The sequence below is a fragment of the Streptomyces sp. CA-243310 genome (assembly GCF_050936775.1).
Taxonomy (GTDB): Bacteria; Actinomycetota; Actinomycetes; order Streptomycetales; family Streptomycetaceae; genus Streptomyces.
On record NZ_JBNJMF010000003.1, the window covers coordinates 379,746 to 402,237 of the forward strand.

The window sequence follows — 22,492 nt, forward strand, 5'->3', positions numbered from 1 at the left end:
TCACGGGTGGGGGGCGGCCGTCTCCACGGGGTGGGGCCGTCTCCACAGAGTGGGGGGCGTGGCCGGGCGGGGGCGTGGCTCGGGCCTGCGTGCGGCGGGCCGGTCCGGTCTGGACCGGCCAGAGGCGGGGCTCGGCTCGGGGCTCGGCCCGAGGCGGGCTCGGCCCGGTCGTGCGGCGGGCCGCTCAGTCGTCGGTGAGTCGGCCTTCGAGGTCGATGACCCACCGCCGCGCCCACTCGCGCAGGTCGGCGATGGCGTGCGCGTCGAGACCGTACTCGGCGAACTCCTCGTCGTCGTACCACTCGGAGCCGGCCAGCCGGTCCCGGAGATCGTCGAGGCGGAACTCGTCGCGCCCGTGCCGCGCGCCCAGCCGCTCCAGTTCGCCCAGGTCGCGGTGGCGCAGGCGGTGGGCCGCCTGGACGTCGATGAGATCGCGCGGGGCGCCCCGGTCGGCCAGGGCACGGACCTTGGTGCCGATCACGTCGTCGAGGGCGAGGACCGGTCCGTACTCGGTGTCCTCGGGCGCGGACCAGAGGTTCTCCTTGAGCACGTCCACCTCGCACCGCGCACCGTCGGCGGGGTCGGTGACCATGAGGCGGGCCGCGAGCGGGTCCACGGCGACCACCTCCACCGCCCAGCCGCGCTTGGTCAGCTCGTGGACCAGGTCGGCCGAGATGTCCTCCATCGGAGCCGGGTTCTCGGTGGCGACGTCGAGGTCCTGGCTGAGCCGGTCGACGAGCCCGTGGGCCTGCACCGCGTAACCACCGGTGAGGACCAGCGGGTACGGGGAACCGATGGCGATCACGTCGGCGAGGAGCCGGCGGTGCAGCCCGCTGAGGTTCACGCGAGCGTGGTGGTCCGGGTCGGGAGCTGGGGGAAGCGGTCCTCCCAGACCTGCCGGACGTGCCGGCTGACCAGGGTGCGCAGGACGGGCCACTGCGCGACCAGCAGGTCCCGGTCCAGGAAGGCGACCAGGTCCTCGCGCCGGCCCTCGGCGAGGACCGTCCGGTACAGGCTCATCCGCTGGCGCGGGCGGTCCAGGTCGTACGTCCGCAGCCCGGACCACGCGACGTGCGGCGGCAGCGCCACCGGCCCGCGGACGGGCCCCGTCAGCTCGGCCAGGGAGCCGGGCAGGCGGCCGGCGTACCGCGAGCGGAGCACCTCGCCGACCGGTGCCGGCGGGACGGGAGAGGACAGCTGGACCATGGGGCCAGTATCGCCTGTCCCACCCGTCCCCGGCACGACGGGTGGGGGATTCCCCCGATGGTGTGCGCCGGCCCAAGACATCCTCCTCCTGGGGGCACCACAACTGGCCCGGGGTCACGCGTCCCGGCGGCGCACCGCCAGCCACCCGGCGGCGAGGGCCACCAGCGCCCACAGCCCCGCGACGGCGAGCCCGCTCCACGGCCCGAGGGAGCCGGTGGCCTCCGTCCGCATCACCATCTGCCCGGCCCGGTCCGGCATGAACTGACCGGCCCCTGCGGCGACCTGGCCGACGACGAACGGCACGATCAGGAGCAGCGGTATGAGCAGGCTCATGACCAGCGTGCCGCTGCGCACCAGGGCGGTCAGTCCGGCGGCCAGCAGGGCAATCAGCATCAGGTAGACGCCGCAGCCGAAGACGGCCCGCACGGTTCCGGGATCTCCGAGGGACAGGGCGTACTGCCCCATCGAGGCCTGGCCCGCGAGGAAGGTGACGAGGCCGGTGATCTGACCGACCACGAAGGCGAGTCCGGCCACGGCGGCCACCTTGGACAGGTACAGCCGGGTGCGCCGGGGTACGGCGGTGAGGGACACCCGCAGGGCTCCGCCCTGGAACTCGCGGGCGAAGGCGGTCGCTCCGAAGGCGATGGCCGCTATCTGGCCGAAGTTGACGCCGAAGAAAGCTCCGAGCAGCGCATCGTCCCCCATCGCCCCCGGCTCGGAGGTGCCGATCGCCATCGTGGTGAGCACGGTGATGCCCACCGTGACCGCGAAGACGGCCATGAGCGAGCCCACGACCGAACGGGCCGACCGTATCTTGATCCATTCCGAGTGCAGGACCGGCGTGCGGGACAGGACGGTGAAAGCCATGGCAGTGGTTCCCATCGGTTTCAGGCTGCGGAGGCGGAGAAGGGGGTGCGACCGGCGGTGAGCGCCAGATAGGCCTCTTCGAGCGAGGCCCGTTCGTCGGACAGTGCGAGGACAGGGATGCCCTCACGGGCGGCCAGGGCTCCGACGGAAGGGCCTGTGCGCCCTCGACGGTCCAGCACCCGTTCGCGGAGGCCCCCATCCGCAGGCCCTCGCGGCCCAGGGCGGCCTCCAGCAAGGTCGGCTTCGAGGTACGCAGTCTCACTCTGGGCGTACTGCGGGCGTCGATGAACTCCGCGGTGGAAGTATCGGCGAGAAGCTTGCCCTGCCCCAGGACGACGAGGTGGTCGACGAACGAGGCCGACTCGGCCATGAGGTGACTGGAGACGAAGACCGTGCGACCTTCGGCGGCCAGCCCTCGCATCAGTTCCCGGATCCAGATGATGCCCTCCGGGTCGAGGCCGTTGGTCGGCTCGTCCAGCAGCAGCACTCCGGGGTCTCCCAGCAGTGCGGCGGCTATCCCCAGCCGCTGGCGCATGCCGAGCGAGTAGGTCTTGACCCTGTGGCGGCCGACCTCCGCGAGGCCGGCCCGCTCCAGGACCGCGTCCACCCGGGAGCCGGGGATGCCGTTGCTGACGGCGAGCGCGAGGAGGTGGTCACGGGCCCTGCATCCACCGTGCGCCGCCTGGGGGTCGAGCAGGGCGCCCACCTCGCGCAGCGGGTTGCGCAGGCTCGTGGGACTGCTGCCCCCGATGGTGGCGGTGCCGGCGGTAGCCCGGGCCAGGCCCAGGATCAGGCGCATGGTGGTGGACGGGAACCGCCATGAGAAACGATGTCTAGGCCTCGGCCCCGGGCCGCCGGCCGAGCGGGAGCAGGTACTGGAGCGGTTGTTCGAGGTCGTCCAGACCGAGGAGTTCGTGGGCCAGGTCGTCGTGGAAGCCGCCGAGGGGGGTGCCGGCGAGGCCCAGGGCCGTCGCGGTGAGCAGCAGCGTCTGCGTCAGGTGGCCCGTCTCCAGCAGGGCCAGGCGCAGGGCGCGCAGGCCGTAGCGGCGCCGCAGCACGCCGAGGTCCGCGTACACGGCCAGGACCACCGGCGCGCCGTCGATGCCGATCCAGTCCGGGTCCGTCGCGGGACGGGACAGGTACGTGGACAGGGCCTTGATCGCCTCCACCGGCGGAACCGGCCCGACGCGGCGCAGCGTTCGCGACCGCGGCACGCACTCCCAGGTGCCCGCGGGAACACCGGCCGTGTCGAGGACGAGGAGCCGTACCCGGGCCGTGTAGAGGGCGCCGGCGCTCGGGTGGGGACGGTGGACGAGGGCACGGGTCGAGCCGTCCGCGAGGAGCTGCTCGGAATGGGAGCTCTCGGCCAGGGAGTGCCACAGCAACGCGCCCAGCGTGTCCGCGTCGAGCGGCCCGGTGAGCGCGCCGCGCAGCGAGGACCGGCCCGCGAGGACCTCGCGCAGCGACACCTCGGGCAGCGGCCCCGTCGGCAGTGCGATCTCCGGCCCGGCCGTTCCCCACCCCGCCCGGCCGGTCGCCGACGCGGGGGAGAGCGGCGCCGACGGGCGCAGGGCCGTGTCCTCGCCGCGCCCGATCTGGAACTTGCTGCGCTCCAGGTAGCGGTAGTCGGGGGCGGTGTGCGAGGTCGGGAAGTAGTCGGAGGGCTCGCCCGTGGTCCCCGAGCCCGTGGTCCCCGAGCCCGTGGTCCCCGAGCCCGTGGTCCCCGACTCCGTCGTCCCCGAGCCCGTGGTTCCCGTCGTCCCCGGCTCCGTCGTTTCCAGCAGGGTTCGGGCGACCAGTCGGCACACGGCCCGCTCCTCGTCGGGGGTGACGCCGAGCCGGTTGAACAGCATGTGGAGCTGCGAGGCCCACACCCAGGCATACGAGGCCTCCGGCTCGCCGCCGGCCCGCAGCGTCGCATCGGCCTCCCGGATCCGGTCCGTCCACCGGCGCAGCCAGGGCGCCGCCGTGCCGTCCGCGAGCCGCCGCCGCAGGTCCGCCGCGCGCCGACCCAGCGTCGAACGCTGCGCCGCGTACACGGAGTTGACCCGGGCGTGTACCGAGGCGCCCGGCAGCAGCGGCACCTCGGTGACCCACCGCCAGCCGGCCGCGTGCCCGCGCAGCCAGCGCGCCGCGGCGAGTTCGTCCATCCCGAGCGCGTACGCCGTCGCGTGCGCCAGGTCCGCCGCGACCGTCAGCCGCGTCGCGCCGCCCCCGTCCCGTACCTCCCGCAGGGCTTCGACGACCACCCCGGTGGAGGCGGCGAAGACGTCCTCGGCGACCGGCAGCGCGAGCGGACCGCCGTACCGGTCCGTCTCGGGCACGTACGGCACGACCCGCACCTCGCCGTGGGCGGACGGCCACGGGCCCGGCACCGAGGGCAGCTCCTTCGCGGCCCGCGCCCACTCCTCCGGCAGCCGCGCCGCCGCGGCCGGGTCCGCGCCGTGTACCCGGATCCGCAGGTGGGGGCCGTCCTCCCCGTAGCGGATGAAGAACCACCGGTCGGCCTTCCCGGCCGCCACCAGGTCGTCCAGCAGCGGGGCCACGTCCCGCAGCAGGAACGCGTCGGCGTCCTCGGCGGTGGAGTGCAGGAACAGGTGGTGGCTCTGCCAGGTGTCGATCGTCGTCATCAGCGGTCCTCGAGGTCCTCGTCGTGGGTCCGTGCCCGCGGTGGGCCCGTGACCGTCGTGGGGTCAGGGGAAGGGGTGCGGGTGGAGCGTGAGGTCTTCCGGGCGCAACGGTCTTTCCGTGCGGCCCAGTCGGTACGGCACCTCCAGCAGTCGGGGGAGCCCCCGGGTGCGGTGGTTGACGTGCCCGAAGGTCATCGGCAGGGCGCCGGGAACGACGACCTTCACCGCGTGCAGTCCGAGCCGCCGGCGCAGCCCCCGCTCGGACTGGTCGACGGTGATCACCTCCAGGCCGGCCCGGGACAGCCGCTCCACGCTCGCCCCGAGCAGGTCGGCGAGGTCACCCACCGGTTCCGGTGCCCCCGGCCAGGCCTCCTCGACCGACAGTCGGGGCGTGTCCGCGAACAGGAACTCCAGGCGCGGGCCCGCCTCGGGCAGGGTGTTCACGCCGACGTGATCGTCCAGGGACACCACCAGGTCCGGCCGGTCCAGCATCGGCCGGAGCCGCCGCGGATCGCGCGGGCCGCCCTCGGCCAGGGAACGGTGCCCCGCGTCCAGCACGTTGGTGACGACCTCGGCCACCGCGGAGCGGATCGCGGCGCGCGGGTCGTGGTGCGCGCCGGCCGCCAGGAACATCCGGGGCGCGTCCGGGTGGGAGCCCTCGTACCGGCAGACCGCCACGACCGCCGGGACGCCGAAGTCGTTCGTCGAGTCGAGGAGGAAGAGCCGGTAGCCGGCCAGCGCCGCACGGTCCGCGAGCAGCGCCGTGTCCGGGTCGTCCGGTGGTGGCAGCACCCGGCGCAGGGGCGTCGCCGCGTACCACGCCATCAGGAACGCGTCGCGCTCCGCGACCTCGAACAGCCCGTAGAGCGCGGCCTCTTCGGGGCTGTTGCCGAGACCGCAGCCGTTCGAGGACTCGTACACCACACGGGGTCGGTCGGCGCCGGGGACGTCCCAGTACGCCACGTGCTCGGGGACGGCCGTGGTCCGCCGCCGGGTGAGAGACCAGCCGTGCACCCAGTCCATGACCAGGTCCGGGGTGTAGGGCACGGTCGGCGACGACGGGTGGCCGTGGTGGGCGGGGTCGGGCAGGCCGAGCCGCTCCGGGTCCACGGCCCGGTCGGGCCCCAACTCCGCGAAGGAGGCGCGCAGTCCCGTGCGCCGGCCGGTCGGCCGCATGCCCGTGTACCGCTCCACGCTCTCGAACAGCGCGATCCGCTCGCTGTCCCCGAAGTCCCGGGACCGGCCGTACCCACCGTCGTCGACGAGACGGCCGTCGGTCACGAACGCGCTGGTCAGGCAGAACGCGGAGTCCTCGGACCGGAACAGTGCGCGCACCGGGCCGAACCGCTCGTCGTACAGGGCCTCGCGCAGCCGCTCCGGCGCGGTCAGCGGGTTGGGCGCGCGGAGCACGTACGGATCGGGGAGCGGCCGGGGGGCCGACGGCAGCGCGGCGACGTCGGACGCCGAGTCCGAGGGCAGCGGGTGGCACACCGCGCAGCCGCCGACGGGGCGGACCCGGTGCGTGGACCAGGTGCCGCGCCCGAGGTGCACGACGTACACGACGGCCGACTCCGCATCCGGTTCCGCACCGGGTTCCGCATCCGGTTCCGCACCGGGTTCCGCATCCGGTTCCGCACCGGGTTCGGGCTCCTCGGGGGCGGCCGGCTCCAGCAGCTCCAGCGCGAGGGCGCCCAGCGACTCCGACAGGGCCGGCGAGGGCACGCCGGCCAGCTCCAGGGTCGGGCTCCGCCACGGCACGCGGCCACCCGCCGTGGCCAGCCGCTGGTACTCGGCGCAGCACAGGCAGGCCGCCGCGCCCGGCCTGAGCACCGGCCCGACCACCGCCAACGCCCCGTCGAAGCGCACCGGTACGAACTCCACGGGGTGGCCGAGTGCGTGCCGGCTCAGCTCCTCGGCGAGGTCGAGCGTCCACCGCGGCAACAGGACCACGGCCGGGCCGGACACGACCGCCGTCGCGGAACCGGCGTCGAGCACGGGCACCGGCCATGCCCCCGGCGCACCGGACGGGGCCGCGGTCGAGGTCGGGGCCGGCGTCGGCGTCGGGGTCGCGGACGGGGCCGTGGTCGCCGAGGTCATCGAGTCTCCCGGGGGGGTGTGCAGGACGGTGAATCCGAACGCCCGCAGCAGCGGCCCGGGTTCGCCGGCGGAACCGGCGACGGGCGGGGCCGGGGCCGGTTCCGCGCCCGTCACCCGGCGCAGCGCGTCCTGGAACGCCTCCTCGCGCCCGGCCAGATCCGCCAACCAGCGGCCGGTCCACCCCGAGTCCTCCCAGACGGCCGTCCGTGCCCCGGCGGTGGCCAGCGGTGCGACCGCGCCCCCGAGCCCGAGGCGAACCCGGGGCCGGGGCCGGGGCCGGGGCCGAGGTCGGGGTCGCCGACGCCGACGACGGCGGGATCGGAGGCCGCGACGCGGGCGACGGCCGCGAGCGCGGCGAAGGCGGCCGCGTCGCCGGGGGTCGCCTCCACGGCGTCACCGAGCGGGGCCCGTCCACACGACGGGCCGAACGAGGCCGCGCAGTGCCCGGTCGCGCGGACGACGGCGCGGTACGCGTCCTCGTCCGGAGCGAGCCGGAACACCTCCAGGCGCGCGGGCACGGCGAGCCGGTCGGTCAGCGTGGTCCACCAGTGGCGCACCTGCGGGTGCCCTGACCACCGGTCGGCGGGTACGGCCGCCGGCCCGCCCGCCGTCTCCGGCAGGGCGGCGGCGACCGCGCGCAGGGCCCGGCCCCGGGCGTGCCCGGGGTTCGCCCCGACGGTGAAGCCGTCACCGCCGAGGAGGAGTTCGGCGGCCCGGCAGAACAGGTCCAGGCGCGCCAGGTCCAGCCGGGGCGCGCCGCCGACCAGGACGCCGTCCGGGCGGCCCGCCCGGCGCGGTACGCAGCGGGCGAGCGGCACGGGTAACTGGCGCAGGTTCCCCGGGAGCGGCTCGGGCAGCATCCCGCACCGTTCGTCGGTGAGGGCCGCCAACCGCCGCAGTGCCTCGCCGAGGCCGGCGGCGGGAGGCAGGAGCCCCCGGCGGTCGGCGTCGACGCGGTCGGGCCCGAGCCAGCTGCGGTAGTCGGCCCGTGGCGGCCGGGCGTTCGCGAGCAGTACCGCCGGCAGGCCGGGCAGCAGCCGGTCGTCCTCCCCTTCGTCCGCCGGGTCCGCCAGCCCGGCGGCCCCGCACAGCAGCCGGTGCGCCGCGGCGCCCCCGAGCAGCGGGAAGAACGCGGCGGGCACGCCCGGCGGTCCGGGCGGTCCCGGCAGTTCGGTGCGGTCCAGCCGGGCCTCCAGGGCCTCGGCCTCGGACCGGATCTGGGCGGGGCTGCCGAGCGCGGTGGCGTATCCGCTCCCGCCGCGCCGGCCGACCGCCACGCCCCGGACGGGTCCCGACCCCCGGGCGTACAGGAGGACCCGGTCCCCGGGCAGATCCGGATCGACGGTGTACGCGACGGGCAGCCCGCCCGCCGCCAACGCCCGCCCGGCAGCCCTGGCCAGCGGGCCGTCGGGAGCGCCGGCCACCACTTCGGCCCGGGTTTCGAGGAGCGCCGCCCGCGCGGTGTCGGGCCGCTCGGCCGTCACACCGAGCCACTCCCCGACCGGGTCGGCCGCGCTGGTCCGCACGGTGGTCGGGGGCGGCGTCGGGCCCGACACGAGCAGCTCGTGCGCCGCCAGTTGCCCCACGAGCGTGTCCACCGCCCCGCGCAGCGACGAGCCCGGCTCCAGGCCGTCCAGGAACTCCTCGAACCCCCCGTCGCGCAGGGGTTCCTCGACCATGCGCCACAGGGTGGGCAGCGCCTTGCTGCCCTCCAGGGTGACGCTCCCGCGCCGCCCCCGCAGGTGCAGGCCCTCGCGCAACGGCGTCACGGCCACCCCGGGGCGCAACCGCCGCACGGCCCGGGAGCCGGTGCGCGTGCCCGCGTCCGAGCCGGTGCGCGTGCCCGCGTCCGAGCCCGTGTGCGCGCCCGCGTCCGAGCCAGGACGGGCGTCAGCGCCCGCGCCCGGGTCGGTGTCCGGGTCGGTGTCCGGCACGGCGGGCTTGTCCGGCACGGCGGGGTGTTCGGTGTTCACGAGGCGCCCTCCACCGCGTCGACGGCCGCGCCGAGCTCCGTGCGCCAGTCGCAGCCGGTCAGGGCGGGCACCGTACGGATCACCAGGTGCGCCGCCAGGTAGCGCTCCGGCGGGCGGACGTCGCAGATGGCCAGGAGCCGGTACAGGGCGTTCGTCGACGCGCGGTGGATCAGGTAGTCGGGGCGGCTCCACATCCTCCCCTCGGGGTCGGAGCGGCTCAGCAGTTCGTGGAAGGCGCTGTAGCCGGTGCGTTCCTCGTGGTTCCAGCGCCTCGCCGTCCCCGGGTCCCCGGTGGCCGCGGCCCGCGCCCGGTACGCGTCCGGGGAACCATGCAGGTCGGCGCCCCCCTCGTACCGGCTCCGGACCAGCTCCCAGGCGCCCGCCGAGTACGCGGACCAGGCCCGCTCCCACCCTTGCGCGCCACCGCCGCAGATCCGCCCGACGAGTGCGGTCACCGCGTCGTCCACGCGCTCCGCGTGACGCTCGAACCGGTCCCGAAGCCGTCCGTCCGGATCCTCGTGGAAGAGGAAGTCCTCCAGGTGGGACACGTACGAGTAGTGACCGCCCGCCAGCCCGCCGGGGTGGGCGCCGGTGTGCGCGGCCAGCGCGACCACCGCGAGCTGGACCCGGGCCTGCGCGCGGTCGCCGTGCTCGCCGAGGAAGCCGGCGCCGGCGCGCAGGGCGTCCAGGCCGGCGCGCAGCAGCTCGTCGCGCAGGTCCGCGCCGTCGTTGCCGAGGAGGCCGCGCAGCGCGGTGCGGTCGACGGTCTCGACCCGGACGGTGTTGTCCGCGACGATCGGCCCGTAGGGACCGGCGACGAGTTCGGCGCGGCCGGCTTCCGCGGCCCGTTCCAACAGCTCGGCCTCGGTGAGGTCGCCGTGCGAGGGGTGGACCCGCAGCCACGCGCGGACTTCGGTGGCGGCGGCCTCGGCGGCGGCGTCGACCCGTTCGCGCGGACCCACCAGGCGCAGCCTCAGGTGCGGGCCGTGCAGCCAGTGCCGCTCCACGTGGGCGGCGCAGCCGTCCGACGCGAGGGCCTCGGCGAGCGGCAGCACCACCTCGCGCAACAGGGGTGCCTTGACGGGATGGTGGTGGTAGACGACCACGTCCCGTGCCTCCCGCGCCTCCGGCGCCTCCCGGGTGGATCCGGCCTTCGGGGCGTCGCTCTCTGCGCCTCGCACGCCTCGCACGCTTTCCTCCGGCTCTCGTGGTTCTCGTTGTTCTCGGCGTTCTCGCGCCGTCGTCGTGTCCCGGTTCATCGCCGCCGCCCGGGCCGGTTGACCTCGAGCACCAGCTCGACCGCGTGCGTCGGGGTGTCCAGGCCACCGGGTGCGGGGAGCGCCTCCTCCAGGACCGCGCCGCCTTCGGTGTGCCGGGACAGCCACTTGGCCAGGCACCGCAGGTGCAGCGCGTTGCCGAGGTCCACCAGGTGCGGCTTGGGCCGGTTCAGCCGGTTGAGGAAGTCGGCGGTGGCCTGTCCGGTGACGGGGCCGCCGACCGGGTGCAGGAAGAGCTGCTCGGGCAGGTCCAGCAGGGCGCGCCAGCGGACCGCGGCCGTGGCCGGCACGGGATCGGAGCCGAGGTCGGCGCGCAGGGCGCGGACGACGTCGGGCGGCAGCAGCCAGCGCCGCCGGCGCAGCACCACGTGGCGGTGGAGCAGTCGGGGGGTGCGCGTCACGAGCCCGCCCGGCGCGGTGACGGCGCGGCGGGGCACGAGCGCCCCGAAGTCGACGGCGCCCTCGGGGTGGTCGGCCAGGTGGGCCCCGATGCGGCGCGGCAACAGCACGGGCGCGAGGAACCCCGGGTACAGCACGTCGAGGTGTTCCCCGGTGCTCCGCAGGCGCAGACGCACCTGGTCGGTCGCCTCGTCGTGGACGAGGTCCAGGTCGCCCTCGCCGATCGAGGCCCGGCCGCGGTCGGCGCCGATCTCGTCGGGGACGAGCAGCGGGTGCAGGTTGGCGTTGAAGCCGCCGACGGGTCGGATCTGCGCGGCGCGCGCGCCGGGGCCCAGCCCTCGGTGGATCTGCCGGGACACCTCGGCGCCGGCGCGCGGATCGAGGGCGTCGAGGAACCGGCTGGTGAACCGGCCCCACCCGCCGTACACGTGGTTCACGCACAGCGGGCCCGGGTCGGTCGCCCGCGGGCCCGGCTCCCGCTGGAGGAAGTACGCGTAGCCGAGCGGGCGTTCGACGGCCCAGTCGGGCAGCCGCCCGCCGAGACCGGCGACGAGGTCCCGGGGCAGTACGACCGGGTCGTCGTCGGCGGGGGCGCCCTGCGGGGGGTCCGTCACCGCCCGGACGACCTCCGCGCGAAGGTCGGCGAGCGCGCCGGCCCCGGTGGGGAAGGCGGCCCGGTCGCCGGGGGCGAGCGCCGAGAGCCGCCCGGCCTCCTCCCAGGCGTCGGCCACGTCGGCCCCGAACTCCCACGGGTGGCGGCAGGTGCCGCCGGATCCGTACCGCGCGACGAAGCGGTCGCGGACGATCCGGCGGAGCAGGTGCCCGAGGTCGAACAACTCGGCGAGCGCGGTGACCTCGCCGAGCGCCTCGTGGTCGGCGTCGTCGAGGAAGCCGTCGACGGGCAGCGGGTGGGGGGCGACGACGTCCTCGGACAGCACGTTCAGGGGCGCGGACACCGGCGGTACCGGACGTCCCGCGTCGGCCAGGGTCGCCTTCCAGTCCCGGGAGAGGTCGGCGAGCAGGGCGGGTCGTTCGGCGGCGGGCGCCGCCGCGAAGGCGGCCGTGAGCCGGGCGAGTTCGTCGAGGAGGTCGGCCCGGGCCGCGTCCTCGGGGTGGGTCGCGCCGAGCGCGCGGAGCCACGCCGAGAGGCGCTCCAGCGGGTCGCCGTCCTGCGGCGCCACCGGGTCGCCCGGCACCAGCAGCCCGGCCTGCCCCAGGCGGTCGAGGAAGGCCGAGGCGGCGGCGGGGCCGCCGTCGCCCGCCCCCTTCAGGGCGCCGGCCAGCCGCTGCGCCAACCCGGCCAGGGGCACCGGGGTCTCGGCGTGCTCGGTGACCAGGTCCAGGGGGCCGCCGTAGGGCAGTTCGACCTCGTCCTCCTCGGCCACCAGGTAACGCCCGCCGGCGAAGGCGGTCCGGTCGCGGGAGAACGCGGCCCGGCCGTCCTTGACCCGGGCGCTGCTGGTGATCCGGTGGGGGAGGGCCGCCCGGCGGTGTGGCGCGCTCAGGAGTGCGAGGGTCAGGGCCGTCGTCAGGGTGCGGTTGACCTTCACGACCGGGTGCAGGGGGTCCGTGAAGAGCGGCGCGGCTCCCCACGCGGCACCGGGCCGATCCGGTGCGGAGCCCGACGAGACGCCCCAGCCGACGGCGGTGAACCAGGACAGCGGGCTCGTCTTGGTACTGGCCCGCAGGGCGTACCGCAGCACGGTGGGCTCCTCCTTGCGCGCCCTGCGGTCGAGTACGCCGGTGCCGGCCCGTTCCACGGCCCGGAGCAGATCGGCGCTGGTGAGGGCGACGGCTTTGCCGAGGGCCGGTTCGCGACACAGGGCGGCCAGGGCCGTGCGCTCCCCGGCCAACGCCTGATCGGCGGCGTCGCCCAACTCGTCGAGGACCGCTGCCCGGCGGGCGCGCAGCGCGAGCCAGGACGCGAGCGGGGGGACCCGCTCCGGCAGGTCGCCGAGGCGTTCCAGGAGGGCGGGCCGGGGCTCGCGACCGTTGTGCAGGGCCCGGCGCAGGGGGAGCACGACGGCGTGGTGGAACTCCGCCGGATGACCGTTCCGGCTGTCGTACAGGGCGTCGCAGAGCGGCGCGGTGATCCGCAGCAACCGCGTGTCGAGCCGGTGCAGGTGGGCGAGCAGGGCACGGAACCGGGCTGCGGGCGGCTGCTGGGCCGGGTGGGTGAGCACGGTGGCGCGGACCAGCGCGTAGGGCGCGGAGCGCACCCGGTAGCCGCCGGCGCCGGTGTCCGTGTCGGCGGCCGGCCGGCGCGGCTGCGACATGACGGTTCCCCTCCTGTCGGTGATGACGCGCGGGCCTCCCCCCGTACGCGGTGTGCGCGGCGTACGGCGGGAGGCGTCACGACGTGTGCGGGTGTTCGTGCCCGACGGCTACAGCGTCGGGACCTCGGGTCGCTCCGGCTGGGCGCAGGAGGACGAGCCCTGGCAGGAGCAGGATCCCCAGGAGGCTCCGCCCTCGGGCAGTGCCACCGTGTCCCGCATGGAGGTCACGGTGAGGTCGCCGAGGTCGAGGTCGAGGTCGTCGAGTACGAAGCCGGGGCCGGGAGTGGCTCGGTCCATGGAGGTCTCCTCCGATCGGAAGGGCGACGGTCGACGGGCGAGGCCGTCGGGTGCGACGGGTCGACGGTCGACGGTCGGGGCGTGCGGCGGTCGGGTGTCCGCCGCGGGTGGCGCGCACCGGTGTCGGTGCGCGCCGCTCGTGAGGTGTGCGTGGTGTGTCGTGCGAAGGCCCGTGATGCCAGGGCCTGTGGTGCGAAGGCCCGTGAGGTGAAGGCCCGTGAGGTGAAGGCCGTGGTGCGAAGGCGTGCGGAGGTCAGCCCGCGAGTTCGCCCGCGTCCAGCGTCGGCTGGGCGCAGGAGGAGGAGCCCTGGCAGGAACAGGAACCCCAGGACGCCCCGCCCTCGGGCAGCGCGACGGTGTCGCGCATCGAGGTGACGGTGAGGTCGCCCAGGTCGAGGTCGAGGTCCTGGAGGGCGAATTCGGGGGTGCGTGCGATGTCGGACATGCGTGTCTCCCGGAAGGTGGAAGTGATAGCCGGATGTGCCGTGACCGAACGCCCGGTCCACGGAGCGGTGTCACCCGGCTCCGAGGGCTCCGGTACGGACCGGTCGGGCCCGCGGGCGAGCGATCCGTCGTCCCCTGGCCGAGGACTGCGGTTCGATCTCCTGGATCCGGGCTCCGTCCGGCCGTCGACCGGCCAGGCATCCACGATCATGCACGGTGCTTCAGGACCGCTGGAGGGGAGATGCAGCCAATATCCCGGCCAACGGAAGCCGGTGCTCCGTCCGGTATCGGGCCCTGGTCCGGGGGGAGTCGAGGGCGTCGCCCAGGTCCTGTCGTCGAAGTGGCCCGGGTCAGGCGAGACTTCGACGACAGGGCCTGGCAGGCCGCGCACCGGGCCGTCGGCCCCCGCCGGCGCTACGCGTCCCGTACGTACGCCCCCGCGCGCGCGGCCACCGTCGCGGCCGTCGCGGCACGGTCGGCCGCCGCCTCGTCCAGGGGCAGCGTCGTGGTCAGGAGGCGGTAGTAGAGGGGGGCCGACGCCGCGCGGACGACCTCGTGTGCGTCGGTGCCGTCCGGCACCTCGCCCCGGGCCGCGGCCCGCACGACGCACGGCGCCCACTCCTCGACGCGGACGGCGTAGAAGCCGTGCAGCGCCTCCGCGGCCTTCGTGTCGCACGTCGCCGCCGCGATCACCGCCTTGAACAGGGCGCCCTGCCTCGGATCGGCCAGCGTCCGCGCCACCAGCCGGGTGTTCGCCGTCAGGTCCCCGAGGAGCGAGCCCGTCTCCGTGCGGGGCACGGACTGCTGCGCCATGTCCGACAGGAGGTCGGTCACGAGGCCGGTGACGGTGCCCCAGCGGCGGTAGACGGTCGTCTTCCCCACCCCGGCGCGGCGTGCCACGTCGGTGAGGTCCAGGTGGGCGAAACCGCGCTCGGCCAGGACGTCCCCGGCGGCCCGGAGCACCGCCGCCCGTACCCGCGCGGTGCGACCGCCCGGCCGGGTGGTTCCCGGTTCGACCTCGGCGCCGGCCTCGCTCCCGGCACCGTTCCCCGCTTCGGTCTCACCCTCGGGCTCGCCCTTCGCGAACTCCATAACGGGACTCCTGTTCCATTAATGGGCATGGCTTGTTACGCTGGCCCCATCTTAACGGAACTGCGGACCCATTAGTTGGGGTGCGTGGGGGAGAAGGGGATGCGTCATGGAGTACAGGCGATTGGGTGCGTCCGGGCTTCAGGTGCCGGCGCTGAGTTTCGGGGCGGGCACCTTCGGCGGACAGGGGCCGCTCTTCGGCGCCTGGGGCAACACGGGCGTCGAGGAGGCGCGCCGCCTCGTCGACATCTGCGTCGACGCCGGCATCACGATGTTCGACACGGCCGACGTCTATTCCGCGGGCGCCTCGGAGGAGGTCCTCGGAGCCGCCCTCAAGGGCCGCCGGGACCAGGTGATCATCTCCACCAAGGCCGGCCTGTCCACGGGCGACGGCCCGGGTGACGCGGGCACCTCCCGTTCCCGCCTGATCACCTCCGTCGACGAAGCCCTGCGCCGCCTCGGCACCGACTACATCGACCTCTTCCAGCTGCACGCCTTCGACGCCGGCACCCCCGTCGAAGAGGTGCTGTCCACCCTGGACGACCTGGTCCGGGCCGGGAAGATCCGCTACACCGGGGTCTCCAACTTCTCCGGCTGGCAGACGATGAAGTCCCTCGCCACCGCCGACCGGCACGGCCGCGCGCGGTACGTGGCCCACCAGGTCTACTACTCCCTCATCGGCCGCGACTACGAGTGGGAGCTGATGCCGCTCGGCCTCGACCAGGGACTGGGTGCGATCGTCTGGAGCCCGCTCGGCTGGGGCCGGCTCACCGGCAAGATCCGCCGGGGCCGGCCGCTGCCCGCCGGCAGCAGGCTGCACGACACCGCCGACTACGGTCCGCCGGTCGACGACGAGCACCTGTACCGGGTGGTCGACGCCCTGGACGAGATCGCGGAGGAGACCGGCAGGGCCGTTCCGCAGATCGCCCTGAGGTGGCTGCTCCAGCGGCCGACCGTGTCCTCCGTCATCATCGGCGCCCGCAACGAGGAACAGCTGCGTCAGAACCTCGGCGCCGTGGGGTGGACCCTCACCCCCGACCAGATGGCGAGGCTCGACGCGGCGAGCGAGCGCCCGGCCCCCTATCCCCACTTCCCGTACCGGCGGCAGGAGGGCTTCGCCCGCCTCAACCCGCCGGCGGTCTGACGGCCCCCCGGGGCCGGCCTCACGCCCGCCGCACGCCGGGTGTGTGGTTCGTCGTAACGCCCGCGCGGCCCCGCCCGTCACGCGCGCGCAACACGCGTTTCCTACGGTGAGGGCCGCGGGACGGACCCGCGCACCCCGGTGGCGTCCGGAGCTCCCGGCGCCACCCGGTGTTCCCGACGGGGGGCTCCTGTGGCCGATGCGGATGCGGCGACCAGCCGGGTACGGACGGTCTGCTCCTACTGCGGTGTCGGCTGCGGGATCGTGTTGGACCTCGCCCGCGGCCCCGACGGACGCCGGCGGCCGGTGAAGGTCACCGGCGACCGGCAGCACCCCGCGAACTCCGGACGCCTGTGCACCAAGGGCGCCACCCACGTCGACATGACGGCCGCGCCCGGCCGGCTGGAGACCGCGCTGATCCGCCGGGACCGCGGCTGCGAGCCCGTCCCCGCCGACGTGGACGCGGCCGTCACCGAGACGGCCCGCCGGCTCAGGGAGATCCTCGACGCGCACGGCCCCGACGCACTCGCGCTCTACGTCTCCGGCCAGATGTCCCTGGAGGCCCAGTACCTGGCGAACAAGCTGGCCAAGGGCTTCCTGCGCACCAGCCGGATCGAGTCCAACTCCCGGCTGTGCATGGCGAGCGCCGGCAGCGGCTACAAGTCCTCGCTGGGCGCCGACGGGCCGCCGGGCTCGTACGAGGACTTCGAGCACGCCGACGCGTTCCTCGTCATCGGCGCCAACATGGCCGACTGCCACCCCATCCTCTTCCTGCGGATGATGGACCGCGTCAAGGCCGCCGGCGCCCGACTCATCGTCGTCGACCCCCGGCGCAACGCCACCGCCGACAAGGCCGACCTGTTCCTCCAGATCAGGCCGGGCACCGATCTGGCCCTCCTCAACGGTCTGCTGCACCTGCTCGTCGAGAACGGCCGGACCGACCCCGAGTTCATCGCCGCCCACACCGAGGGCTGGGAGGCCATGCCCGCCTTCCTGGCGGACTACCCGCCCGACAGGGTCTCCGAGATCACCGGCATACCCGAGGCGGACATCCGCCTCGCCGCCCGCTGGATCGGCGAGGCGGGGGAGTGGACGAGCTGCTGGACCATGGGCCTGAACCAGTCCACCCACGGCACGTGGAACACCAACGCCCTGGTCAACCTGCACCTGGCCACCGGCGCGATCTGCCGACCCGGCAGCGGCCCCTTCTCCCTCACCGGCCAGCCCAACGCCATGGGCGGCCGGGAGATGGGCTACATGGGACCGGGCCTGCCCGGGCAACGCTCCGTACTGGTCGACGAGGAGCGGGAGTTCACCGAGGACCTGTGGGGCGTGCCGCGCGGCACCCTGCGCACCGACGTCGGGCGCGGCACCGTGGAGATGTTCGAGGAGATGGCAGCCGGCGCGATCAAGGCGTGCTGGATCATCTGCACCAACCCGGTCGCCTCGGTCGCCAACCGCGGCACGGTCATCAAAGCCCTGGAGACCGCCGAACTCGTCATCACCCAGGACGTCTTCGCGGAGACCGAGACGAACGCCTACGCCGACATCGCGCTCCCCGCCACCCTGTGGTCCGAGTCGGACGGGGTGATGATCAATTCGGAGCGCAACCTCACCCTGGTCCCGGGCGCCGCCGACCCGCCCGGCCAGGCCGTCCCCGACTGGCGGTTGATCGCCCGGGTCGCCTGCGAGATGGGATTCGCCGACGCGTTCACGTACACCTGCGCCGAGGAGGTGTTCGAGGAGCTGCGGCAGGCCTGGAACCCCCGGACCGGCTGGGACCTGCGCGGCGTCACCTACGAACGGCTGCGCTCCACCCCCGTGCAGTGGCCGGCCGCGCCCGGCGGTCCCGACCGCAACCCGATCCGCTACCTCAACGACGGCGTCAGCCAGACCCTGGTCGAGCGCCCGGACGGCACGCGCCCCCGCCTGGTGTTCCCGACCGACACCGGGCGGGCCGTCTTCCACGCCCGCCCGCACCTGCCCGCCGCCGAACTGCCCGACGACGACTACCCGTTCGTCCTCAACACCGGGCGGCTCCAGCACCAGTGGCACACCCTCACCAAGACGGGCCGGGTCGCCAAGCTGAACAAGCTCAACCCCGGGCCGTTCGTCGAGATCCACCCGCAGGACGCGGCCTCCCTCGGCATCACCGCCGGCGACGGCGTGGAGGTGGCCTCCCGGCGGGGCCGGGCGGTGCTGCCGGCCGTCGTCACCGACCGGGTCAGGCCGGGGAACTGCTTCGCCCCCTTCCACTGGAACGACCTGTTCGGCGAATACCTCGGCGTGAACGCCGTCACGAACGACGCCGTCGACCCGATCTCCTTCCAACCCGAGTTCAAGGCCTGCGCGGTGACGCTGACGAAGACCCGCGCCCCGCTGCCCGCCACGCCCCCGGCACCATCCGGGGCCGCCGAGACGACCATCCCGCAGGCCGCCCCCGTTCCCGTCGCCGCCCTGGTGGCGCTGTGCGGTCCCGGCGACCTCGCGCCACCGGTCCTCGCCGACCACGAGCGCCGCTACCTGTCCGGCTTCCTCACCGGACTCGCCGCCGCACCGTCCTTCGCGGGAGTGCCCGCGCTCCCCCCGGACGCCCCGTTCGAGGCCGCGCACGCGCTCTGGATCGACGGCGTCCTCGCCGGGACGTACTCCCGCAGGCCGGTGTCGCCGCCCGAGCCGTCCGCGGGACCGCCCGCGCCCCCGCAGACCGCACCGGGCGGGGCGCCGGACCCCTCCGCCCCGGACGCCCCGGCGCGTCGGATCCTCGTCCTGTGGGCCTCCCAGACGGGCAACGCCGAGGACCTCGCCACCACCATCGGCGACCGGCTGGCCGCGGACGGGCACCCGGCGGCCGTGCACGACATGGCGGACCGCACGCCGCTCTCCCTGACCCCCGGCACCGACCTGCTCGTCGTCACCAGCACGTTCGGCGACGGGGACGCCCCCGACAACGGGGCCGGGTTCTGGGAGGCGCTCGGCGACCCCGCCGCCCCCGCGTTCCAGGACGTCCGGTACGCCGTACTGGCCCTCGGCGACTCCCAGTACGACGCCTTCTGCGGCCACGGCCGCCGGCTCGACCGGCGCCTCGACGAACTCGGGGCCGTACGCCTCCTGCCCCGGGTGGACTGCGAGCCCGACTACGAGGAACCGGCCCGGCAGTGGCTGGAGCGGGTCCGCGCCGCCCTGACCGGCGCCCCGCACCCGGCGTCCGGCCCCGAGCCCGCCCCGACCCCCGTGTCCCCGGCCGCTTCGGGCCCCGCGCACAAGGACGTCCCGCACCTCGCCCGGCTGTCCGGCAACCGGCTGCTGAGCCTGCCCGGCGCCGCCAAGGAGATCCGCCGGTTCACCTTCGACCTGGGCGAGGACGGCCCCGCGTACGAGGCCGGCGACGCCCTCGGGGTCCAGCCCGTCAACTGCCCCGACCTGGTGACGGAATGGCTGGCCGCCACCGGCCTGTCCCCGGACGCCGAGGTCGCCGTCCACGGCCGGGACCCGATGCCGTTCGCCGAGGCCCTCCACCGGCACCTGGACATCACCCGCGTCACCACCGACCTGCTGCGCCTCATCACCGAACACACCGGCGACCGCACCCTGAAGCACCTGACGCGCCCCGACAACAAGGACGGTCTCGCCCGCTGGACCTGGGGGCGACAGCCCGTCGACGTCCTGACCGAGTTCCCGGTCCGACTCGGCGCCCAGGAATGGGTCGACCGCCTCAAACCGCTCCGACCCCGCCTCTACTCGATCTCCTCCAGCCCCCTCGTCGACCCGCGCGAGGTCAGCCTGACCGTCTCGGTCCTGCGCTACGAGGGACCGCGCGGCCACCGGCGCAAGGGCGTCGCCTCCGGCTTCCTCGCGGACGCCGAACCGGGCACGCCCGTACCGCTGTTCGTCCGGCGCTCGGCGAACTTCCGGCCGCCCGCGAACCCGGACACCCCGGCCGTCATGGTCGGCCCCGGCACCGGCATCGCCCCGTTCATGGGCTTCCTCGAACACCGCCGCGCCCTCGGCCACCCCGGCGCCAACTGGCTGTTCTTCGGCGAACAGCGCCGCGCCACCGACTTCTCGTACCGCTCCGAACTGGAGGAACTCCACCGGCACGGCACCCTCAGCCGGCTCGACCTGGCCTTCTCCCGCGACCAGCGGACCAAGGTCTACGTCCAGGACCGCATGCGCGAGCACGGCGCCCAACTGTGGTCCTGGCTCCAGGACGGCGCCCACTTCTACGTGTGCGGCGACGCGAGCCGCATGGCCAAGGACGTGGACCGGGCCCTGCGCGACGTGGCCGTGACCCACGGCGGCCTGAGCGCCGACGAGGCCACCGCGTACCTGAAGCAACTCGCCGCGGACCGGCGCTACGCCCGCGACGTCTACTGATCCGGCCACGGAGCCGGCCGGCGGCTCGGGGGGCACCCGACTGACCCACCACACCCTCCGGCCGGGAGGCCGGGCCGGAGGGTGTGGTGTGAGCGGCCGTCACCACCGACGCAATCGCCGCCTCGGTGCGACTCAGGGCCTGCGGAAGGACTCCGCGTAGATGTGCCGGATGAGGTCGGTGTCGATGTCCGGGGTGGGATCGTTGTCGAGGTTCCCGCTGATGCCCTCGACGAACGTGTCGATGTCGCGTGCGGTGAACCCCCAGTCCTCCAGCCCGGTCGCCAGCCCCGTCGTGTCCAGCACGCCGGACACGGCCCGGTGGATGTCGTGGTGGCCCAGGGCCTCGGCGACGTCGGCGAGAGCGTCCTCGGCGTGCGGCCGGACGGTGCGCAGCCAGGCCGGGTAGAGCAGGGCCAGGCCCCTGCCGTGCGGTACGTCGATCCGCCGGACCGCGCCCATCGCCTGCTGGAGGCGGTGCGGCAGGCAGGTGCTCGCGCAGGCGACGTTGACGCCGCCGAGCAGTGCGGCGTGGGCCATCGCCTCCCGGGTACGCGGGCCGGCGTTCCCGGCGGCGACCAGGGGCAGGTGGTCGCGGATCAGCGCGATGGCGTGCCGCGCGTGGGACCGGCTCTCGTCGGTCGCGCGGGCCGCCACGTGGCCCTCGATCGCGTGGGCGAGCGCGTCGAAGGCGGTCTCGACGGCGACCGACACCGGGAGGGGCGCGGTGAGGTCCGGGTCCACGATGGCGACCTTGGGGAAGACGTCGTCGCCGCGGATGCCGGACTTGAAGCCCCGGACGACGTCGGTGACGATGGCCCCCTTGGTCACCTCGGACCCGCTGCCGGCCGTCGTCGGCACCGCGATGACGGGGAGCGCCGACGGTGAGGCGGCGAGCGTCTCGCCGATGATGTCGCGCACGGTGTCGTACGGGCCGGCCACGGACACGGCCTTGGCCGCGTCGATGGCGCTGCCGCCGCCGAGGCCGATCACGACGTCGCAGGACCGTGACCTCGCCAGCGCGACGGCCTCGTCGATCTCGTCGGACCGGGGGTTGGCGCTGATCTTGTCGAAGACGGTCACCGACAGGCCCGCCCGGCGCAGCGAATCCGCCGCCCGGTCCAGGAAGCCGTGTCGGCGCATCGCGGTGCGCCCGCACACGATCAGCGCGTGCCCGCCCCACTGGGCCGAGAGCGCGCCGACCCGGTCCAGGGTGCCGCTCCCGAAGACCACGTGGGTGGGTACGGGGAACTCAAGCCGCATGGTCACCGACTCCCTTCTTCCGGTTGTCCTCCAGTGCCTCGATGACGGCGCAGGTGCCGTCGGCGAGGTAGTGCAGTGCGGAGCCGCCGCCGGTGGACCGGGGACCGGTCCAGGGAAGCTCCGTGACGGTGTCGCCGCCGAGCAGCAGGGTGTGCGGCTCGCCGGGTTCACGGGCACCCAGCACCGCTGCCGCGGCACGGTGGTTTCCCTCGGAGTGTCTGCCGGGGGTCCCGGCCACCAGGACCCGGCCGGCTTCCCGTACCGCGTCCACCGCCCACCCCTCCAGGTCGAAGTCGACGATGGCCCAGCCGTCCGGGACACCCGCCTCGACGCCCACGGTCCGGGTCGCGCCGTCGGGGCCGGCGATCAGGACCGTACGAGGCAGGTGGATGCGGGCCCGGCGCCGGCCGCCGAGCACGGTGCGTGCCACGGTGGCACAGCGCTCGGCGTCGGTGCCCAGCTCGGAGGCGCCGATGGCGTACCCGCTGACCGCCAGCAGGGTGTTGAGCACCACCCCGCCGGGGATCACCACGTCGTACGTGCGCGTCAGGCTCTCCAGCCCCACCACCGTCTTCTCCGGTTTGACGCCGCCCAGCACGGCCACCGAACCGGATGTCCCGCCACCGGCCGCCCACGGTCGCAGCAGCTCGGTCTCGCGCAGGAGACTGGAGGCCGCGTAGCCCGGGAGGAAGTCGAGGATGCCGACGTTGGAGGCGTGGCGGCGGTGTGCCTTGGAGAATCCGCCGACGGCCACCCGCTCGCCCAGGCGGGCGAGCGCGGCGGCCAGTTCGCGGTCGCCGCGTTCCTCGCCCGCATCCAGCCGGACGTTGCCGAACAGTGCGATCTCGCCGTCGCGCAGCTCCGCGGCCCAGCGCCGGGCCTGCCGCGAGGAGCACTCCGGCAGATAGCGAACGTCCCGCCCCAGGCGCCGGCCGAGGTACTCGGCCAGATGGTCCAGGTGCCGGGCCGTGCCGTCCTTCGCGCTGCCCTGATGGCTGAGGAGCGCGACCCGGGCGCCCGCCGCGGCCAGGCCGCGCAGGTCGTCCAGTTCGGTGTCGATCCGGCCGGTGTCGGCCAGTGCGGGGCCGACGTTGAACCCGGCGGAGTAGACCCAGCGCTCCCCGGGCGCGACCGGATGATCGCGCAGCAGCCGCATGGT

Annotated in this window: 15 protein-coding genes and 1 pseudogene; 2 read left to right on the top strand and 14 right to left on the bottom strand. The window is 75.0% G+C overall.

The annotated features are described in order from the left end of the window. Positions 1–184: 184 nt before the first annotated feature. The 12 genes and pseudogenes from ACQEVM_RS34970 to ACQEVM_RS35025 all read right to left on the bottom strand — a co-directional run bounded on the left by ACQEVM_RS34970 (position 185) and on the right by ACQEVM_RS35025 (position 14,558). Positions 185–844: a nucleotidyl transferase AbiEii/AbiGii toxin family protein gene (locus ACQEVM_RS34970; RefSeq protein WP_433086132.1), complete on the bottom strand. Its 660-nt coding sequence runs from the start codon at positions 842–844 to the stop codon at positions 185–187. After that, positions 841–1,206, bottom strand: coding sequence for a hypothetical protein (locus tag ACQEVM_RS34975; protein ID WP_433086134.1), 366 nt, complete (start codon positions 1,204–1,206; stop codon positions 841–843). The genes ACQEVM_RS34970 and ACQEVM_RS34975 overlap by 4 nt, the downstream gene beginning before the upstream one ends. Before the next feature lie 114 nt (positions 1,207–1,320). After that, positions 1,321–2,088, bottom strand: coding sequence for an ABC transporter permease (locus ACQEVM_RS34980; RefSeq protein ID WP_433086136.1), 768 nt, complete (start codon positions 2,086–2,088; stop codon positions 1,321–1,323). Positions 2,089–2,093: 5 nt separating this feature from the next. Then, positions 2,094–2,881, bottom strand: a pseudogene (locus ACQEVM_RS34985) (ATP-binding cassette domain-containing protein); the annotation flags it as partial. Positions 2,882–2,906: 25 nt separating this feature from the next. Beyond that, positions 2,907–4,703, bottom strand: coding sequence for a thiopeptide-type bacteriocin biosynthesis protein (locus tag ACQEVM_RS34990; RefSeq protein ID WP_433086138.1), 1,797 nt, complete (start codon positions 4,701–4,703; stop codon positions 2,907–2,909). Positions 4,704–4,766: 63 nt separating this feature from the next. Continuing rightward, the gene (locus ACQEVM_RS34995) at positions 4,767–6,965 is read right to left on the bottom strand and encodes a TOMM precursor leader peptide-binding protein (protein WP_433086140.1); all 2,199 of its coding nucleotides are present in this window, start codon (positions 6,963–6,965) and stop codon (positions 4,767–4,769) included. After that, a complete protein-coding gene (locus ACQEVM_RS35000; protein WP_433086142.1) occupies positions 6,911–8,773 on the bottom strand; it encodes a hypothetical protein in 1,863 nt (620 codons plus the stop codon). The genes ACQEVM_RS34995 and ACQEVM_RS35000 overlap by 55 nt, the downstream gene beginning before the upstream one ends. Continuing rightward, positions 8,770–9,954 carry a lantibiotic dehydratase C-terminal domain-containing protein gene (locus ACQEVM_RS35005; RefSeq protein WP_433086144.1) on the bottom strand — a complete coding sequence of 395 codons (1,185 nt, stop codon included), beginning with the start codon at positions 9,952–9,954 and terminating at the stop codon, positions 8,770–8,772. The genes ACQEVM_RS35000 and ACQEVM_RS35005 overlap by 4 nt, the downstream gene beginning before the upstream one ends. Before the next feature lie 74 nt (positions 9,955–10,028). Beyond that, the gene (locus tag ACQEVM_RS35010; RefSeq protein ID WP_433086146.1) at positions 10,029–12,725 is read right to left on the bottom strand and encodes a lantibiotic dehydratase; all 2,697 of its coding nucleotides are present in this window, start codon (positions 12,723–12,725) and stop codon (positions 10,029–10,031) included. Positions 12,726–12,833: 108 nt separating this feature from the next. Continuing rightward, positions 12,834–13,022: a thiazolylpeptide-type bacteriocin gene (locus ACQEVM_RS35015; RefSeq protein WP_433086148.1), complete on the bottom strand. Its 189-nt coding sequence runs from the start codon at positions 13,020–13,022 to the stop codon at positions 12,834–12,836. Between the two features lie 253 nt (positions 13,023–13,275). Further along, on the bottom strand, positions 13,276–13,467 hold the full coding sequence (locus ACQEVM_RS35020) for a thiazolylpeptide-type bacteriocin (RefSeq protein WP_053684594.1): 192 nt from the start codon (positions 13,465–13,467) through the stop codon (positions 13,276–13,278). A 413-nt stretch (positions 13,468–13,880) separates the two neighbouring features. Continuing rightward, positions 13,881–14,558, bottom strand: coding sequence for a TetR/AcrR family transcriptional regulator (locus ACQEVM_RS35025; RefSeq protein WP_433086150.1), 678 nt, complete (start codon positions 14,556–14,558; stop codon positions 13,881–13,883). A 106-nt stretch (positions 14,559–14,664) separates the two neighbouring features. Here ACQEVM_RS35025 and ACQEVM_RS35030 point away from each other — a divergent pair, with 106 nt between their 5' ends. Further along, the gene (locus tag ACQEVM_RS35030; protein ID WP_433086152.1) at positions 14,665–15,699 is read left to right on the top strand and encodes an aldo/keto reductase; all 1,035 of its coding nucleotides are present in this window, start codon (positions 14,665–14,667) and stop codon (positions 15,697–15,699) included. A gap of 189 nt (positions 15,700–15,888) precedes the next feature. After that, on the top strand, positions 15,889–20,073 hold the full coding sequence (locus ACQEVM_RS35035; RefSeq protein ID WP_433086154.1) for a molybdopterin-dependent oxidoreductase: 4,185 nt from the start codon (positions 15,889–15,891) through the stop codon (positions 20,071–20,073). 132 nt (positions 20,074–20,205) lie between these two features. Here the strand turns inward: ACQEVM_RS35035 and ACQEVM_RS35040 are convergent, their stop codons facing one another. Together ACQEVM_RS35040 and pgk are read right to left on the bottom strand one after the other, a co-directional pair. Then, entirely contained in the window at positions 20,206–21,333 is a 1,128-nt protein-coding gene (locus tag ACQEVM_RS35040) for an iron-containing alcohol dehydrogenase (protein ID WP_433086950.1), read from the bottom strand. Continuing rightward, complete coding sequence (gene pgk, locus ACQEVM_RS35045; RefSeq protein ID WP_433086952.1) at positions 21,323–22,489, bottom strand: phosphoglycerate kinase; 1,167 nt, start codon at positions 22,487–22,489, stop codon at positions 21,323–21,325. The genes ACQEVM_RS35040 and pgk overlap by 11 nt, the downstream gene beginning before the upstream one ends. Positions 22,490–22,492: the final 3 nt, after the last annotated feature.

Coding starts and splice junctions, on each gene's coding strand:
- ACQEVM_RS34980 (WP_433086136.1), bottom strand. CDS start 2,088: ATGGGAACCACTGCCATGGCTTTCACCGTCCTGTCCCGCACGCCGGTC.
- ACQEVM_RS35025 (WP_433086150.1), bottom strand. CDS start 14,558: ATGGAGTTCGCGAAGGGCGAGCCCGAGGGTGAGACCGAAGCGGGGAAC.
- ACQEVM_RS35030 (WP_433086152.1), top strand. CDS start 14,665: ATGGAGTACAGGCGATTGGGTGCGTCCGGGCTTCAGGTGCCGGCGCTG.
- ACQEVM_RS35015 (WP_433086148.1), bottom strand. CDS start 13,022: ATGGACCGAGCCACTCCCGGCCCCGGCTTCGTACTCGACGACCTCGAC.
- ACQEVM_RS35020 (WP_053684594.1), bottom strand. CDS start 13,467: ATGTCCGACATCGCACGCACCCCCGAATTCGCCCTCCAGGACCTCGAC.
- pgk (WP_433086952.1), bottom strand. CDS start 22,489: ATGCGGCTGCTGCGCGATCATCCGGTCGCGCCCGGGGAGCGCTGGGTC.
- ACQEVM_RS34990 (WP_433086138.1), bottom strand. CDS start 4,703: ATGACGACGATCGACACCTGGCAGAGCCACCACCTGTTCCTGCACTCC.
- ACQEVM_RS34975 (WP_433086134.1), bottom strand. CDS start 1,206: ATGGTCCAGCTGTCCTCTCCCGTCCCGCCGGCACCGGTCGGCGAGGTG.
- ACQEVM_RS35040 (WP_433086950.1), bottom strand. CDS start 21,333: ATGCGGCTTGAGTTCCCCGTACCCACCCACGTGGTCTTCGGGAGCGGC.
- ACQEVM_RS35010 (WP_433086146.1), bottom strand. CDS start 12,725: ATGTCGCAGCCGCGCCGGCCGGCCGCCGACACGGACACCGGCGCCGGC.